The organism is Rhodopseudomonas sp. WA056, assembly GCF_010906995.1.
Taxonomy (GTDB): domain Bacteria; phylum Pseudomonadota; class Alphaproteobacteria; order Rhizobiales; family Xanthobacteraceae; genus Rhodopseudomonas; species Rhodopseudomonas palustris_G.
The window spans coordinates 20,267-34,884 of the sequence record NZ_QPFS01000009.1 but is presented as its reverse complement, the minus strand read 5'-3'; the positions used below and the strand labels follow the sequence as shown (position 1 = coordinate 34,884).

Here is a 14,618-nt window from a genome sequence, read left to right as displayed (position 1 = left end):
CCTCGGCCGAATCGAAACGGCGTGGGGAATCGGTTAATCCTGACGTTCGATTGCGACGACTTTGGCGGGAGGTGTGCGATGATCACAGCCATTCTGCATGTGGCCGCTCTGGTGTTTGCCATCTCCCTGTTCATGTTCGCCTGAGCTTGACCGGCGTCCAGTGAACGATCGCGGCGGGTGGTGCCTGCCGCCCGTCTTTGCGCTGCCCCTTTGGTTCGCTCCTGCTGGCTTTTCGCAACTGAGATTGCAAGCACACCATGGCGACCGCCAAGAGTGTCGTTTTGAACATTGGATTGGCTTCATCTCTGGGTAAGTGTATAGAGAAATTACAATCAGAGATTGTGGTCGGTCGCGTCCTGTTCAGAGTACGGCCAATCAGTCTCCGCTAGGAGGCGTCATGTGCAAAGACAGGCGGCCACACTGCAGCCAATGCGGATCGCGCACAGCTCTGGCTCGGGTCTCGCCGGTGCGATCGATCGAACTGCGAATCTACGAATGCCCGAGCTGCAGCCAGACCGATTGCTACGAAGTCAGCCCGGCGCCCGACACAGTATGGACCTTGCTCGCCGGTGAGCGGCTGGCGGTGATCATCGCTGCGCTGAAGAAAGATGGCGCTCCCTAGCGGAATCGAACCGCTCTCTCCACCGTGAAAGGGTGGCGTCCTAACCGATAGACGAAGGGAGCGTAGCCGCCGGATGCGCGCGATACGGACATCGCAGCAGGCGGACACGCACGGTCTTACCCGAACGACTGCTTCAGCAGGACCGGGAACCGACCCGCCGCGAAGCAGCGGCGAACGTATAGTGGCGTTTTTCCGGAGGGGCAAGCGTCGTGCTGCATCGATCTGCCGATACCCCGACTTTTCGCTAAAGCTTGCAACGTTTTTTCAACAGCCGCGGACCTACAGCAAGAGTGTTCCGAGCGATCGGAGCCCGAGCTTTCGCTTGTTGTCGAGCGCGTTTCGCGCGCCGGTGTCGGCATTGGCGTGATGCGTAACGTCAGGCCGAGGAGAACAGCCATGGTTAAGAACAACACCAAGCGCGAACCACGCAAATCGGTGCGCCAGAGCGGCTGGATCACGCTGGACGGCGGCTTTGCAGCACGCCCCTGTGAGGTGCTGGATCTGTCGAGTTCTGGCGCCAAGCTGGTGTTGAACGAGGCGGAGTCGCTCGGGGCCCGGCTGCGGCTCGGCTTTTCACGGGACGCGCGTCAGGGGCGGCAATGCGAAGTGGTTTGGCGCCGCGGGACGACACTCGGGGTCAAGTTCGTCAATTGAGCTCGGTGTCAGCCATTCTGCGTAAAAAAGGCTCCGCGGATCGCAGAGCCTTTTCTGTTCGGTTTCTGGCGTAGCTGCGGCGCGGCGCGTTAGCTGAAAAACAGCCAGAGCAGGATGATGACGGGGATCGGAATGCCGATCAGCCAGAGCAATAGTCCTCGTGCCATTGATGTCCTCCGTTGGTTGTTCGACCAACGCGAGGTCGTGCGTGTCGTTCCGCCAACACCCGACATCGCCGCGCGAGCCATTGTCGCTCCGCCGGGCGCGGATCTCCACCGGTTTACCAGTGGCCGGTGTTCGGCATTGAGGCCCACGGCTCCTGCGGCGGCAAGGCTTGGCCCTTTTGCAGCAGCTCGACGGAATGCAGGTCCGGCGACCGCACGAACGCCATCTGGCCGTCGCGGGGCGGGCGATTGATGGTGATGCCGAGCTTCATCAGTCGCTCGCAGGTTGCGTAGATGTCGTCGACCTCGAAGGCGAGATGGCCGAAGAAGCGATCCTCGCCATAGGACTCCTCGTCCCAATTGTAGGTCAGCTCGATCGTCGGAGCGGGGCGTCCCTTCGATTGCTTCACCAGGTCCTCGTCTTCGGGCGCACACAGGAACAGCAAGGTGAACTTGCCCTTGTCGTTGTCGATGCGGTGGACCTCCTTCAGGCCCAGCGCGCCGCTGAAGAATTCGAGGGCGGCGTCGAGATTGCGGACGCGCAGCATGGTGTGCAGGTAACGCATGACGTGGTCGTCTCCAGAGAAAACGGGTGGATCTTGCGATGAAACCGCCGGGATGGAAAGCGGTGGACGAGCGGCATCGCCGCCTCGGCACAGCCAAGGGCGGTCGGTCCGGAGCCGGGGCTCCGGACCTTATCGCTCGGGGAGGAGGTGTGACGAACAGGAGGCACGGTGCGGCGTGCGGCCGGCGTCCCGATGCACTGGAATCAGCGACGAAAAAGAGCCCCGCCTTGGAGGTCGCGCGGGGCTCTTTCGGAGGAGGTCATCCAATGACACGGCTTCGACTATCCGACCGGGACGTCCCTCTTGCAATTCAAAAAAATGTGGCTTCGAATCTGTGCGCGGGAACCGGCGTCTGTCGGCGAGCGAGGCCTTGGCCTTGGTGCCGCATCGTCGCCGCGGTTCAGCTCGCCGCGCCTGCACTCGTCGCGACGAAAGAACAGTTGTGAAAATGACCCAACCATGATCGCTCCCAGTCTTTCCAGCGGAGTCGAACAGCTCGGCGACATGATCGCGCGCGCCACTTCGGTCGTGCCATTCACCGGAGCCGGCATTTCGACCGAATCCGGCATTCCAGATTTCCGTTCTCCCGGAGGGCTGTGGAGTCGCAATCAGCCGATTCCGTTCGACGAGTTCGTCGCGCGGCAGGACGCGCGTGACGAGGCGTGGCGGCGACGGTTCGCGATGGAGCATAGCTTTGCCAAGGCCCGGCCGAGCCGCGGTCATCGTGCGCTGGCTTCGCTGTACAGACTCGGCAAGGTGCCGGCGATCATCACGCAGAACATCGACAATCTGCATCAACTCTCCGGCTTCGACGAGCACGACGTCGTCGAACTGCACGGCAACACCACCTACGCACGCTGCATCGGTTGCGGCAAACGCCACGAGCTCGACTGGGTCCGTGAGTGGTTTCAACGCACCGGCCATGCGCCGCATTGCACGGCGTGCGACGAGCCGGTGAAGACCGCGACGGTATCGTTCGGTCAGGCGATGCCTTCGGATGCGATGCGTCGCGCCACTGAACTCGCGCAGCATTGTGATCTGTTCATCGCGATCGGTTCGTCGCTCGTAGTGTGGCCTGCCGCAGGCTTTCCGATGCTCGCCAAAGAATGCGGCGCCAAGCTGGTCATCATCAACAACGAGCCGACCGAGCAGGATGAAATCGCCGATCTGGTGATCCGTCACGACATCGGTGAAACGCTCGGACCGTTCGTCGGCAACTGAATCCCCGTAAGATTCGCAGGCTTTCAAGGCTGTTTATAGTTGTCGCTTAACGTTTTTTTTGTCTTTGCCGTTCGGGCCGCGGTGTTATCTTCAAATCAACAGATTCGCGGCGGCGCAATCCTGAGTAGTTGGGGGAATGCTCGCGAATCATCGACGCTGCAATCGTGGCGAATCGGTTGGTGACGTGCGGGGTCCGGGGTCATGGGGTCGGACGGATTTGAGTCCAAGAGGCCGGGCGTTTTGCCCGCAGCCAGCGCTGCGAAGCCGCGAGCAGCGGAGTTTCCTGCGGGCGATTTCTCGCCGCGGGAGTTCGGACCCGGTGTTCATCGCGATCATTTGAATTCGCGCGACGCCTTCGCGGGCATCGGAGAAGCCGCCGCAAATCTCGTCGAAATCAGCGGCTTCATCAAATGGTTCGACGCGTCGAAGGGGTACGGTTTCGTGGTTCCCGACAACGGTTGGCCGGACGTGCTGCTGCACGTGACCGTGCTGCGCCGCGATGGCTACCAGACCGCCTATGAAGGTGCCCGCATCGTCGTCGAGTGCGTACAGCGCGCCAAGGGCTACCAAGCCTTCCGCGTCGTCTCGATGGACGAATCCACCGCAATTCATCCGGCGCAGATGCTGCCGGCGCGCACCCACGTGAGCGTCACCCCGACCAGCGGGCTGGAGAGGGCGCAGGTGAAGTGGTTCAATCGGTTGCGCGGGTTCGGATTCCTCACCTGTGGCGAGGGCACGCCGGATATCTTTGTGCATATGGAAACGTTGCGTCGTTACGGCATGACCGAACTGCGGCCGGGGCAATACGTGCTGGTGCGATTCGGGCCGGGCTCCAAGGGCATGATGGCTGCGGAAATTCAGCCAGAAAACGGCGTCCCGGGGTTGTCCTCGCACTGATTCGCGTCGCTCGGGTCGGGCAGTGGACGACGCACGCTGTTCTTGATCGTGCCATCCTCGATGGCCAATTTGTGAATCGTCCGGGACCAGCCGTGCATGCTGTTTGCGTGGCGGAGCGCTCTCGGATGATTCCGGCCGCAGCCCGCGGCCGATCGGGCGCAGGAACAGGTTCGGGTTGATGCAAGTCTCTCTGACGTTGAAGTTCCGCCGGTTGCGGTGGTTCGGTTTGCTTGCGGTGGCGATAATGCTGTGCGGCATCGCGGCGCGCGGAGCCCTCGCCGCGCAGATTCAGGCGTTGGAGATCGTCGGCAAGACCGGCGTTCATGTGTTCAGCGTCGAGATCGCCACCACCGACAAGGAGCGGGAAGTCGGCCTGATGTACCGCAAGAACCTGCCGGAGGGGCAGGGCATGCTGTTCGATTTCAGGCCGGAGCAGCAGGTGTCGATGTGGATGAAGAACACCTACATTCCGCTCGACATGATTTTCATTCGTGGCGATGGCACCATCCACCGGATCGCGGAGAATACAGAGCCGATGTCGACACGGATCATCGCGTCCGGCGGCCCGGTTGCCGGCGTGCTTGAAGTGGCGGGCGGCACCGCCAAGAAGCTCGGGATCGCCGCCGGCGACCGAGTGGCGCATCCGCTGTTCAAGCCGCGCTGAGGGCCGCTTGCTGGGGGGGCTTGAACCGTGTATCGACGGCCGTCGGCCCATCGATCCGGGTCATGGATCTGGGCATGGAACGGGGTATAGCGCAGCCTGGTAGCGCGGCAGTTTTGGGTACTGCAGGTCGTTGGTTCGAATCCAGCTGCCCCGACCACCCGCATTTTTCGACCGTCCGACTACATCAAAGCCCGTGCGATCGGCGCCCCGTCGGCCCCGGTCCGATCGTCGCCTCCAACGTCGCAGCGGAGTGCCGCCGATGAAGATCGCGCTCGCGATCGTGTCGCTGTTCCCGAGTGGCGGCTTGCAGCGGGATTGCATGGCGATCGCCCGACGGCTCGCCGCGCGCGGTCACGACGTCACCATTCTGGCGTCGCGCCGGCAGGGCGAGCTGCCGTCGGACCTGAACATCGACCTTCTCCCGGTCAGCGCCTGGAGTAACCACGGTCGAGATCTTCGCTTCGCCGAAGCGGCGGCGCAACGCAAGCGCGACTTCGATCGTCTGGTCGGCTTCGGCAAGCTGATTGATCTGGATGTGCTGTACTGCGCCGACGGCTGCGACAGAGCGAGGCCGGCGCGATGGTCGGATAGGTTCACGGCCCGGCGCCGCGTCAAGCTCGATCTGGAAGCGGCGAGTTTCGCGCCCGGACGGCCGACGCAATGCCTGCTGCTGAGCCGGGACCAGCTCGACGATTTCGCGCGCGCCTGGGGCACCGAGCCGGAGCGGCTGACGCTGATGCCGCCGACCATCGATCGCGCCCGACGGCACCCGGAGTTTCGCGCCGACGGCACCCGCGAGCGGATGCGCGACGAGCTCGGCGTCGCTGGCGACGCCACGGTCTGGCTGGCGGTGGCGGCGCATCCTTTGACCAAAGGGCTCGACCGCGCGGTGGCGGCGCTCGCCGGATTCCCGGAGGCCAGGCTGGTGGTGGCCGGTGTAGCCGAGGGCAGCAAGCAGGGCCGGCTGATGCGCCGGCTTGCCGGGGCCGCCAATGTATCGGACCGGATCATACTGCTCGGGATGCGCCGCGACATTCCGGAATTGATGGCGGGGGCGGATCTGCTGATCCATCCGGCGCGGGTCGACACCACAGGCACGGTCATTCTGGAAGCGGTGGTCAACGGGCTGCCGGTCATCGCGACTGCGGTGTGCGGATATTCGGTGCATGTCGCGGCGGCCCAGGCCGGCGTGGTGCTGCCAGAGCCCTTCGGGCCCGGCAATCTGAACGAGGCCCTTCGTCAGGCGTCCGCGCCGGCATGCCGGGCGGAGTGGAGCCGCAACGGTGCCGGCTACGGCGCCGGCCATGATCTTTATTCGGGGCTGGATCGTGCCGCCGACATCATGGTCGGAGCCACGGCGGGCACGCCGGAGCCCTGATTGGCGGGCCGTGCCGGTTCGCTGACGACGCCGGATGCGGCAACCGTGGTGGCCGGCGCAGCCATGCCGGCCGGTTGGGCGGCAACCGCCTTGGCTACGGATTTTGCGGGTTTGTCCTGCTGCTTCGACCAGGAGATGTAGTAGGCCACCACTGTCATCAGCGCGATGCCGACGACGCTGACCAGGATCTGCGCCAGCAGCGAGCCCGAACTCATGGTCAACTCGAAATGTGCCACGAAGGACAGGAACACGCCGACGCAGAACACCGCGAGCGACTGCTGGCCGCATTTGATCAGCGGATCGAACACCCGCCATTCCAATCCGCTCCAGTCCTTGGGCACGAACCGGATCACAAGCACCACGATCACCGCGAAATGCAGGAAGCGGTACGGCGCGAGGTTGGTCTTGTCGTTGGGATTGAACGCGTCGTACAGCCACGCCGGAAACAGCTCGCCGAAGTCCTGGAAACGGCCGGCCATCGTCATCACCAGCGCGAACACAAGATACGCCAGGCAGAACCACAGCATGCCGCGCGAGTCGATGATCGAGCGCGACCGAACCGTTCCGCCGAGTGCGCACCATGCGCCGAATACAAACAGGAGTTGCCAGCAGAACGGGTTAAAGTACCAGGTGCCTTCCGGAAACGCCTGCAGATTCCATTCGAAATAGCGCGCGGCGAAATACAGTAGGAACGAGCCGATCATCACCGCATCCGGCTTGCGCAGCATCAGCCACAGCACCGGCGGGAACAGCCCCATCAGCACGATGTACAGAGGCAGCACGTCGAGATTGACCGGCTTGAATTTCAACAGCAGGCCCTGCCGCAGCGTCTCGATCGGATTGGCGATCAGGCCGGCGACGTTGAACTCGTTGATGATCTCCGGATCGGAAAAGCGCTGCGCAACATAGCCGATCGCCACGATATAGATCACGAACAGCACGATGTGGGCGACGTAGAGCTGCCAGACCCGCTTGGTCAGCCGGGTGCCGCCGACGATGAAGCCGCGCTCGAGCATCATCTTGGCGTAGACGAAGGAAGCGGTGTAGCCGGAGATGAACACGAACAGATCGGCGGCGTCACTGAACCCGTAGTTCCGTGTGGTGATCCAGTTCACCACGTTGTTCGGGATGTGATCCAGGTAGATTGCCCAGTTGGCGACACCGCGGAACAGGTCGAGCCGGAGATCGCGCCCCTTGCTGGGCAGTATGGCCTGGATTTCCATCGGGTGGACTGTCCGTGTGGTTGCGAGGTCGTCATCCGGCCTGCGATTGTCACGATGCCGGGGACGGAATATAGGAAATCAGGAAACCGAACCGCCAAGCGACGGAATCATAAAGTGGCCGGGATCGACCGTACACCTCTACGCAAACCCGGTGTGCTCCGTTACGCGACGGAACACTACACCAGGATCGCCGCTTCCACCAAACCGGCGCAGCGCCGCACCCGATAGGCCGAACCCTCCATGACCGCACGGATCTACAAGCCCGCCAAGAACGCGATGCAATCCGGGACCGCCAAGACCCGCGAGTGGCAGCTCGATTACGAGCCGGAGAAGCCGCGCACGATCGAGCCGCTGATGGGCTGGACCTCGTCCTCGGACATGCACCAGCAGGTCAGCCTGCGCTTCCACACCCGCGACGAGGCGGTCGCCTATTGTGAGCGGGAAGGCATCCCGTATCAGGTGATCGAGCCGAAGGAGCCGGCGCGCCGCCGCGCGGCCTACGCCGACAATTTCGCCTTCCGCCGCCCCGAGCCCTGGACCCACTGATCCGGCCACGGACTGCCTGCGGCTCCGCTTGGGCGCCGCACGACCGCTCGGCGCAAGCCCGAGGCTGCTGCGACCGGCTATCCGCGTGCACGTTGCGCCGGGGCCAGGTTAGGGTTGCGCCCTGCGGCCCGGCGATGACACGATGCCATTCAACGCTTCGGTCCCGAAGCGAGTCAGAACCTGCCGGAAACGCCATGTCGCTGCACTCCAAGATCGATCCCGGTTCGGCCGATTTCGCGCGCAATGTCGATGCGATGCGGGCGCTGGTCGCCGAATTGAACGACAAGCTGGCGGCGGTCGCTGCTGGCGGCGGCGAGGCGGCCCGCGCCAAGCACACCGCGCGCGGCAAACTGCTGCCGCGCGACCGTGTCGACCTGCTGCTCGATCCCGGTACCGCGTTTCTCGAATTGTCGCCGCTCGCCGCCAACGGCCTGTACGGCGGCGATGTGCATTCGGCCTCGATCGTCACCGGCATCGGCCGCGTGATGGGGCGCGAATGCATGATCGTCGCCAACGATGCGACGGTGAAGGGCGGCACCTATTATCCGCTCACGGTGAAGAAGCATCTGCGTGCCCAGGATATCGCGCGGCAGAACAATCTGCCGTGCATCTACATGGTGGATTCCGGCGGCGCCTTCCTGCCGCAGCAGGACGAGGTGTTTCCCGACGAGCGGCACTTCGGCCGGATCTTCTTCAACCAGGCCAACATGTCGGCGCAAGGCATTCCGCAGATCGCGTTGGTGATGGGCTCGTGCACCGCCGGCGGCGCCTATGTGCCGGCGATGTCGGACGAGAGCATCATCGTCCGCAACCAGGGTACCATCTTTCTCGGCGGCCCGCCGCTGGTGAAGGCCGCGACCGGCGAAGTGGTTTCGGCCGAAGAACTCGGCGGCGCCGACGTGCATTCACGGCAGTCCGGCGTCACCGATCACTACGCGCAGAACGATGCCCATGCGATCGGCATCGCCCGCAAGATCGTCAGCACCTTGAAGCCGCCGCAGCGGCCGCCGCTCAACATGCGGGAGCCGCGCGAGCCGCTGTATCCGGCCGAGCAGCTCTACGGCATCGTGCCGGCGGAAAGCCGCAAGCCGTTCGACGTGCGCGACATCATCGCCCGGATCGTCGACGGCTCCGAGTTCGACGAGTTCAAGAAGCTGTACGGCCAGACTCTGGTGTGCGGCTTCGCGCATATCTGGGGCTTTCCGGTCGGAATCATCGCCAACAACGGCATCCTGTTCAGCGAGTCTTCGCTGAAGGGAGCGCACTTCATCGAGCTGTGCTGCCAGCGCGGCATTCCGCTGTTGTTCCTGCAGAACATCACCGGCTTCATGGTCGGCAAGAAGTATGAAGCGGGCGGGATCGCGCGCGATGGCGCCAAGCTGGTGACTGCGGTCGCGACCGCCAATGTGCCGAAGTTCACCGTGGTGATCGGCGGCTCCTACGGCGCCGGCAATTACGGCATGTGTGGCCGGGCTTATTCGCCGCGTTTTCTGTGGATGTGGCCGAACGCGCGGATCTCGGTGATGGGTGGCGAGCAGGCCGCGATGGTGCTGAGCCAGCTCCGCCGCGACAACATCGAGGCCAAGGGCGGTTCGTGGAGCACGGAGGAGGAGGAGGAATTCCGCTCGCCGATCCGTGCGCAATACGAGACCCAGGGCAGCCCGTACTACGCGACCGCGCGGCTGTGGGACGACGGCGTGATCGACCCCGCCGACACTCGCTTGGTGCTCGGGCTCGGGCTGTCGGCGTCCAGCAACGCGCCGATCGAGCCGACCAAGTTCGGCCTGTTCCGGATGTGATGATCAGGATCTGATGATGGCCAACCTTGCCCTGTATCGTCGCTTCCGCACGCTGCTGATCGCCAACCGCGGCGAGATCGCCTGCCGCGTCATCCGCACCGCCCGCGCGATGGGACTGCGCACCGTCGCGGTGTATTCCGAAGCCGACGCCGGCGCGCTCCACGTGAGCGAAGCCGACGAGGCGGTGCTGCTCGGCCCGGCGCGGGCGCGCGACAGCTATCTCAACATCGCACGCATCATCGAGGCGGCGAGACAAACCGGCGCCGAGGCGGTGCATCCCGGCTACGGCTTTCTGTCGGAGAGCGCCGAGTTCGCGCAGGCCTGCGCCGATGCCGGGCTGGTGTTCGTCGGGCCGACGCCGGAGATGATCACCGCGATGGGCTCGAAATCGGGCTCCAAGGCGCTGATGGAAAAGGCCGGCGTGCCGCTGGTGCCGGGCTATCACGGCGCCGCGCAGGACGACGCCACGCTCGCAGGGGCCGCCGACAGGATCGGCTTTCCGGTGCTGGTGAAAGCTTCGGCCGGCGGCGGTGGCCGCGGCATGCGGGTGGTGCGCAAGGCCGACGAACTCTCCGCCGCGATCGTCAGCGCCAAGCGCGAGGCCAAGGCGGCGTTCGGCGACGATACGCTGCTGATCGAGCGCTACGTCGACAATCCGCGCCACATCGAGGTGCAGATCGTCGGCGACAGCCACGGCAATCTCGTCTCGCTGTTCGAGCGCGAATGCACGCTGCAGCGCCGCCACCAGAAGGTGATCGAGGAGGCGCCGTCGCCGACGCTCGACGCCGCGCAGCGCGACAAGGTCTGCGAGGCGGCTCGTCGCGCGGCCGGCGCGGTGAACTATGTCGGTGCCGGCACGATCGAATTCGTCTCCGACGGCAAGGACGTGTTCTTCATCGAGATGAACACCCGCCTGCAGGTCGAGCATCCGGTCACCGAGCTGATCAGCGGCGTCGACCTGGTCGAATGGCAGCTTCGCGTCGCGTTCGGCGAAGCGCTGCCGCTCAAGCAGGATCAGCTCCGGCTTAACGGCCACGCCATTGAGGCGCGGGTTTACGCCGAAAACCCGGCAAAGAACTTCATGCCGTCGGTCGGCAAGATCACCACGTGGCGCACGCCGGCCGAAGTCGATGGCCTACGCATCGATGCCGGCTATCGCGGCGGCGACAGCGTGTCGCCGTATTACGACGCGATGCTCGCCAAGGTGATCGCCTGGGCGCCGACTCGCGAGGCGGCGATCGATCGGCTCGACCGAGGCCTCAACGAGACCGACGTCCGCGGCGTCGTCACCAATATCCCGTTCCTGTCGGCGCTGGTGACGCATCCCGAGGTGCGCGCCAACGCGATCGACACCGGCTTCATCGAACGCCATCTCGCAGCGCTCACCGCGGCCCCGAGCACGCTCGGCGATCTCGAACTCGCCGCCGCGGTTGCGGCGATCCTGCGCGGCGAGGATGACGTGGCGAAGACCGAAGGCCCGTCGCCGTGGCGGATTTCGGGCTGGATGCCGGTCGGCCGGCGCAAGCGCAGCTTCCTGTTCCGGCGCGGGCAGGGCCACGACCACACCGACCATATGATCGAGCTGACCTATGGCGGCGGATCGTCGACGCTGAGGATCGAAGGGCGCGAGCTTGCGTTCGCTTGGGCGGCCAATGGCGACGGCATCGATGTGTCGCTCGGCGATGCCCGCGCGCGCATCCACGCTGTGATCGATGGCGCCGAGCTGTATGTGCGGACGCGCAATGGCCGGTTCGAGCTGCATCTGGTCGATCCGTTCGGCGGCGAGAGCGAGGAGGCGGTCGGCGAGGACAAGATCGTCGCGCCGCTGCCCGGCACGGTGGTGGCGCTGCTAGCCGAGCAGGGCGCCAAGCTGGAGAAGGGCGCGGCCATTCTAACGCTCGAAGTGATGAAGATGGAGCAGACCCTGCGCGCGCCGTTTGCCGGCACGCTGAAGACGATCAAGTGCAAGGTCGGCGACATCGTCCAGGAAGGCGCCGAACTCGCGGAAGTCGAGGCCGAGGAAGAATAGTTCATTCTCCGTCATGCCCGGCCTTGTGCCGGGCATCCACGCCTTTCTGCGGCGCAATGCTGAAGGCGTGGATGGCCGGGACGAGCCCGGCCATGACGAACGACTTTGGGGTTCCTCCATGAGCGACACCATCCGTATCGTCGAAGTCGGCCCGCGCGATGGGCTGCAGAACGAGAAGACGCCGGTCAGCGTCGCCGATCGCATCGCCTTCGTCGAGGCGCTGGTTGCGGCGGGGCTGTCGACTGTCGAGGTCGGCGCGTTCGTGTCGCCGAAGGCGGTGCCGCAGATGCAAGGCTCCGACGAGGTGCTGCGCGCCTCGCTGAAGCTGCCCGGCGAATTCCACGTGCTGGTGCCGAACGAGAAGGGCTACGACGCTGCGCGCGCCGCCGGTGCGCAGGTCGTCGCGGTGTTTGCCTCGGCGTCGGAAGGATTTTCGCGCGCCAACATCAATTGCTCGGTCGCGGAATCGATCGAGCGTTTCAAGCCGGTGATCGCCCGCGCCCAGGCCGACAATGTCAGAGTGCGCGGTTACGTGTCCTGCGTGCTCGGCTGCCCGTTCGATGGCAATGTGCCGGTGCAGGCGGTGGTCGATGCCGCGACCACGCTGTGGGACCTCGGCTGTTACGAGATCTCGCTCGGCGACACTATCGGCGTCGGCACGCCGAGGAAGGTCCGCGAGCTGCTGCGCGCCTGTGCCGAAGCGATCCCCATGGCCTCGCTGGCGATGCACTTCCACGACACCTACGGCCAGGCGCTCGCCAATCTCTATGCCGGGCTGGAAGAGGGCGCCCGCGTCATCGACAGCGCCGCCGGCGGCCTCGGCGGCTGTCCGTATGCGCCGGGCGCCACCGGCAACGTCGCCACCGAGGACGTTGTGTACATGCTGGAAGGCATCGGCGTGTCGACCGGCGTCGACATGGACAAGCTCGTCGCGGCGACCAACAGCATCGCCTCGCTGCTCGGCCGTCCGCCTGTGAGCCGCGTGGTCAATGCGCTGAACGCGAAGAAGAAGCGAAGCGCGTAGCGATCGCGCATCGACAGCATTGCGGTTGCCGAGAAGACGTGCCGGGCCGCAACCGTCCGCTCGCCAGCGCGCGATCGGCATGGAATTATTTGGACCGACGTAACAATTGGGGTGCTCGTCACGTCGAACTGATTGGGCGGCATTCGCCGTTCGGATCGAATTCGACAGGGATGACATCAATGACCCTCAGCACCCGCTTCGTTTTTGCCCTCGTCTTCGCCGCCTTCTCGGCCAGCCTCGCAGCGGCGCCTGCCGCCTACGCCATGGACAAGATGGAGAAGAAGGACAGCATGGCCAAGGACAGCATGGCGAAGGACTCTATGGCCAAGGACGGCATGAAGAAGGACACGATGGCGAAGGACGGCATGAAGAAAGACGACATGCACAAGGACGGCATGTCCAAGGATCAGATGAAGAAGTAGTTCAGCCGCGACCGGAGCCGGACGGCGCGCGACGGCCGTCCGGTCACCAGGGACCGGTGGCGAAGACTTGCGGGCTGCCGCCGAGCAGGCGGCCGTCGCGCAGCATGATCGCGCCGTTCGAGCGGTCGTGGATGCCGTTCAGCATTCGGATGGGGATCGAAGACTGGCCGTTCCGCATCGGATGCCGATCTCCGGCCGGTCGTCCCGGAAGCGCGGAACCTGCGACGGCTGATCCGGGGCAGATCGGCGCTGCGACGGTTGGTCTTACGAAACGTTCGCGCAAATCCAAGCGGCAACGGCGCGGCGTTCCGTCACGAGCCGGTTCCGTGCCGATGGTTGTGAGGCCGGCCGCATCTGGCTACAACCGGGCCTCACCCTGCGACCCGACGTCGATCTTCCCGAAGGACAATCCGATGCGTTTCGCTTTTCCCGCCGGCGCTGTGCTGGCTTTGGCCGTCGTTGCGCTGTCTCCCGCCGCGGCCCTGATGTCGAGCACCCCCGCCATGTCCGAATCCGCCAAAACCGTCACCACGCCGTCGGGCCTCCAGATCTTGGACACCCAGGTCGGCACCGGCGCGTCGCCGGCGCGCGGCCAGATCTGCGTGATGCACTACACCGGCTGGCTGTACGAGAACGGCGCCAAGACCCGCAAATTCGACTCGTCGGTCGACCGCAACGAGCCGTTCGAGTTTCCGATCGGCATGGGCCGGGTGATCAAGGGCTGGGACGAGGGCGTCTCGACCATGAAGGTCGGCGGCAAGCGCACGCTGATCATTCCGCCGGAGCTCGGCTATGGCGCGCGCGGCGCCGGCGGCGTGATCCCGCCGAACGCGACGCTGATCTTCGACGTGGAATTGCTCGGCCTCAAGTAAAACCGGCGATGCGTTGGCCCGGCATGAGCCGGGCCATCGTCACCGCGGCTACTGACGGCCGCAATAGGCCACAATGTTGCTGGCGCCCATGCCGCAGGTCGCGGTCAGCTTGCCGTTCGCGAGCTTGAGCGTGTCGGCGAAGCGGGCCTTGGTGCCGCTGACGCAGAACGCCGACAGCAGCGTATCTTCGTCGGCGCAGGACACCGGGCAGCCATCGGACGGGCAGGAGGCCGAGGTCAGGGTCTTGATCGGACTGACCGGCACGGCCGTCGCGTCGGCGACCGCCTGTACGGCCGCGTCGGTCGGACCGGGCTCGGAGTTGAAATTGCGGACGCCGAACACCACCACCGCTGCGGCGATGCAGGCCACGATCAATGTCGGTAACTTCATCTTCAACCCCATTTTCAAATAAAGCGGCAGCCGAGACCGCGGTGAGCATAGACCTGCATTGCGGAATTGGAAGCTTTCAACGCCAACGGCGTTAACTCGTCTCTGATCAGGCGCAAATGGTAATATGCGACCGTGCTTAGTTGCCGT

Annotated in this window: 15 protein-coding genes and 2 tRNA genes; 13 read left to right on the top strand and 4 right to left on the bottom strand. The window is 64.7% G+C overall.

Annotated features, from left to right (window positions below; genetic code table 11):
- Positions 1–466 precede the first annotated feature (466 nt).
- Positions 467–622 (top strand): hypothetical protein, encoded by a 156-nt coding sequence (locus DU475_RS03700; RefSeq protein WP_235677241.1) that lies wholly within the window; start codon positions 467–469, stop codon positions 620–622.
- On the opposite strand, the gene DU475_RS03695 is transcribed toward DU475_RS03700, so the two are convergent.
- Positions 610–684: transfer RNA gene (locus tag DU475_RS03695), tRNA-Glu, on the bottom strand. The genes DU475_RS03700 and DU475_RS03695 overlap by 13 nt on opposite strands.
- 334 nt (positions 685–1,018) lie before the next feature.
- Between DU475_RS03695 and DU475_RS03690 the strand changes: the two genes are divergently transcribed.
- Positions 1,019–1,276, top strand: a complete 258-nt coding sequence (locus tag DU475_RS03690; RefSeq protein ID WP_013502695.1) for a PilZ domain-containing protein — start codon at positions 1,019–1,021, stop codon at positions 1,274–1,276.
- Positions 1,277–1,556: 280 nt separating this feature from the next.
- Here the strand turns inward: DU475_RS03690 and DU475_RS03685 are convergent, their stop codons facing one another.
- Positions 1,557–2,006, bottom strand: a complete 450-nt coding sequence (locus DU475_RS03685) for a VOC family protein (protein ID WP_013502694.1) — start codon at positions 2,004–2,006, stop codon at positions 1,557–1,559.
- Between the two features lie 459 nt (positions 2,007–2,465).
- Here DU475_RS03685 and DU475_RS03680 point away from each other — a divergent pair, with 459 nt between their 5' ends.
- The 5 genes from DU475_RS03680 (at position 2,466) to DU475_RS03660 (ending at position 6,166) form a co-directional block, all read left to right on the top strand.
- Positions 2,466–3,227, top strand: a complete 762-nt coding sequence (locus tag DU475_RS03680) for an SIR2 family NAD-dependent protein deacylase (RefSeq protein ID WP_047308718.1) — start codon at positions 2,466–2,468, stop codon at positions 3,225–3,227.
- A gap of 201 nt (positions 3,228–3,428) precedes the next feature.
- Positions 3,429–4,124 (top strand): cold-shock protein, encoded by a 696-nt coding sequence (locus DU475_RS03675; RefSeq protein WP_013502692.1) that lies wholly within the window; start codon positions 3,429–3,431, stop codon positions 4,122–4,124.
- A 178-nt stretch (positions 4,125–4,302) separates the two neighbouring features.
- Complete coding sequence (locus DU475_RS03670; RefSeq protein ID WP_164630751.1) at positions 4,303–4,788, top strand: DUF192 domain-containing protein; 486 nt, start codon at positions 4,303–4,305, stop codon at positions 4,786–4,788.
- Positions 4,789–4,868: 80 nt separating this feature from the next.
- Positions 4,869–4,945: transfer RNA gene (locus DU475_RS03665), tRNA-Pro, on the top strand.
- A 102-nt stretch (positions 4,946–5,047) separates the two neighbouring features.
- Positions 5,048–6,166: a glycosyltransferase family 4 protein gene (locus DU475_RS03660; RefSeq protein WP_164630749.1), complete on the top strand. Its 1,119-nt coding sequence runs from the start codon at positions 5,048–5,050 to the stop codon at positions 6,164–6,166.
- On the opposite strand, the gene DU475_RS03655 is transcribed toward DU475_RS03660, so the two are convergent.
- Complete coding sequence (locus DU475_RS03655; protein WP_142882635.1) at positions 6,100–7,389, bottom strand: OpgC domain-containing protein; 1,290 nt, start codon at positions 7,387–7,389, stop codon at positions 6,100–6,102. The genes DU475_RS03660 and DU475_RS03655 overlap by 67 nt on opposite strands.
- Positions 7,390–7,629: 240 nt before the next feature.
- Between DU475_RS03655 and DU475_RS03650 the strand changes: the two genes are divergently transcribed.
- The 6 genes from DU475_RS03650 to DU475_RS03625 all read left to right on the top strand — a co-directional run bounded on the left by DU475_RS03650 (position 7,630) and on the right by DU475_RS03625 (position 14,081).
- The gene (locus DU475_RS03650) at positions 7,630–7,935 is read left to right on the top strand and encodes an ETC complex I subunit (RefSeq protein ID WP_013502628.1); all 306 of its coding nucleotides are present in this window, start codon (positions 7,630–7,632) and stop codon (positions 7,933–7,935) included.
- 194 nt (positions 7,936–8,129) lie between these two features.
- The gene (locus DU475_RS03645; RefSeq protein WP_164630747.1) at positions 8,130–9,734 is read left to right on the top strand and encodes a carboxyl transferase domain-containing protein; all 1,605 of its coding nucleotides are present in this window, start codon (positions 8,130–8,132) and stop codon (positions 9,732–9,734) included.
- Between the two features lie 13 nt (positions 9,735–9,747).
- Positions 9,748–11,763, top strand: a complete 2,016-nt coding sequence (locus DU475_RS03640; protein WP_164630745.1) for an acetyl/propionyl/methylcrotonyl-CoA carboxylase subunit alpha — start codon at positions 9,748–9,750, stop codon at positions 11,761–11,763.
- A 118-nt stretch (positions 11,764–11,881) separates the two neighbouring features.
- Entirely contained in the window at positions 11,882–12,787 is a 906-nt protein-coding gene (locus tag DU475_RS03635; RefSeq protein ID WP_164630743.1) for a hydroxymethylglutaryl-CoA lyase, read from the top strand.
- 179 nt (positions 12,788–12,966) lie between these two features.
- Positions 12,967–13,209: a pentapeptide MXKDX repeat protein gene (locus DU475_RS03630; RefSeq protein WP_013502624.1), complete on the top strand. Its 243-nt coding sequence runs from the start codon at positions 12,967–12,969 to the stop codon at positions 13,207–13,209.
- 413 nt (positions 13,210–13,622) lie between these two features.
- Complete coding sequence (locus DU475_RS03625) at positions 13,623–14,081, top strand: FKBP-type peptidyl-prolyl cis-trans isomerase (protein WP_164630741.1); 459 nt, start codon at positions 13,623–13,625, stop codon at positions 14,079–14,081.
- A 48-nt stretch (positions 14,082–14,129) separates the two neighbouring features.
- Here the strand turns inward: DU475_RS03625 and DU475_RS03620 are convergent, their stop codons facing one another.
- Positions 14,130–14,471 carry a hypothetical protein gene (locus DU475_RS03620; RefSeq protein ID WP_047308737.1) on the bottom strand — a complete coding sequence of 114 codons (342 nt, stop codon included), beginning with the start codon at positions 14,469–14,471 and terminating at the stop codon, positions 14,130–14,132.
- Between the last annotated feature and the right edge of the window lie 147 nt (positions 14,472–14,618).

Excerpts from the sequence above, each read along its gene's own strand:
- DU475_RS03690 (WP_013502695.1), top strand. The coding sequence starts at position 1,019 with ATGGTTAAGAACAACACCAAGCGCGAACCACGCAAATCGGTGCGCCAG.
- DU475_RS03685 (WP_013502694.1), bottom strand. The coding sequence starts at position 2,006 with ATGCGTTACCTGCACACCATGCTGCGCGTCCGCAATCTCGACGCCGCC.
- DU475_RS03680 (WP_047308718.1), top strand. The coding sequence starts at position 2,466 with ATGATCGCTCCCAGTCTTTCCAGCGGAGTCGAACAGCTCGGCGACATG.
- DU475_RS03675 (WP_013502692.1), top strand. The coding sequence starts at position 3,429 with ATGGGGTCGGACGGATTTGAGTCCAAGAGGCCGGGCGTTTTGCCCGCA.
- DU475_RS03670 (WP_164630751.1), top strand. The coding sequence starts at position 4,303 with ATGCAAGTCTCTCTGACGTTGAAGTTCCGCCGGTTGCGGTGGTTCGGT.
- DU475_RS03660 (WP_164630749.1), top strand. The coding sequence starts at position 5,048 with ATGAAGATCGCGCTCGCGATCGTGTCGCTGTTCCCGAGTGGCGGCTTG.
- DU475_RS03655 (WP_142882635.1), bottom strand. The coding sequence starts at position 7,389 with ATGGAAATCCAGGCCATACTGCCCAGCAAGGGGCGCGATCTCCGGCTC.
- DU475_RS03650 (WP_013502628.1), top strand. The coding sequence starts at position 7,630 with ATGACCGCACGGATCTACAAGCCCGCCAAGAACGCGATGCAATCCGGG.
- DU475_RS03645 (WP_164630747.1), top strand. The coding sequence starts at position 8,130 with ATGTCGCTGCACTCCAAGATCGATCCCGGTTCGGCCGATTTCGCGCGC.
- DU475_RS03640 (WP_164630745.1), top strand. The coding sequence starts at position 9,748 with ATGATGGCCAACCTTGCCCTGTATCGTCGCTTCCGCACGCTGCTGATC.
- DU475_RS03635 (WP_164630743.1), top strand. The coding sequence starts at position 11,882 with ATGAGCGACACCATCCGTATCGTCGAAGTCGGCCCGCGCGATGGGCTG.
- DU475_RS03630 (WP_013502624.1), top strand. The coding sequence starts at position 12,967 with ATGACCCTCAGCACCCGCTTCGTTTTTGCCCTCGTCTTCGCCGCCTTC.
- DU475_RS03625 (WP_164630741.1), top strand. The coding sequence starts at position 13,623 with ATGCGTTTCGCTTTTCCCGCCGGCGCTGTGCTGGCTTTGGCCGTCGTT.
- DU475_RS03620 (WP_047308737.1), bottom strand. The coding sequence starts at position 14,471 with ATGAAGTTACCGACATTGATCGTGGCCTGCATCGCCGCAGCGGTGGTG.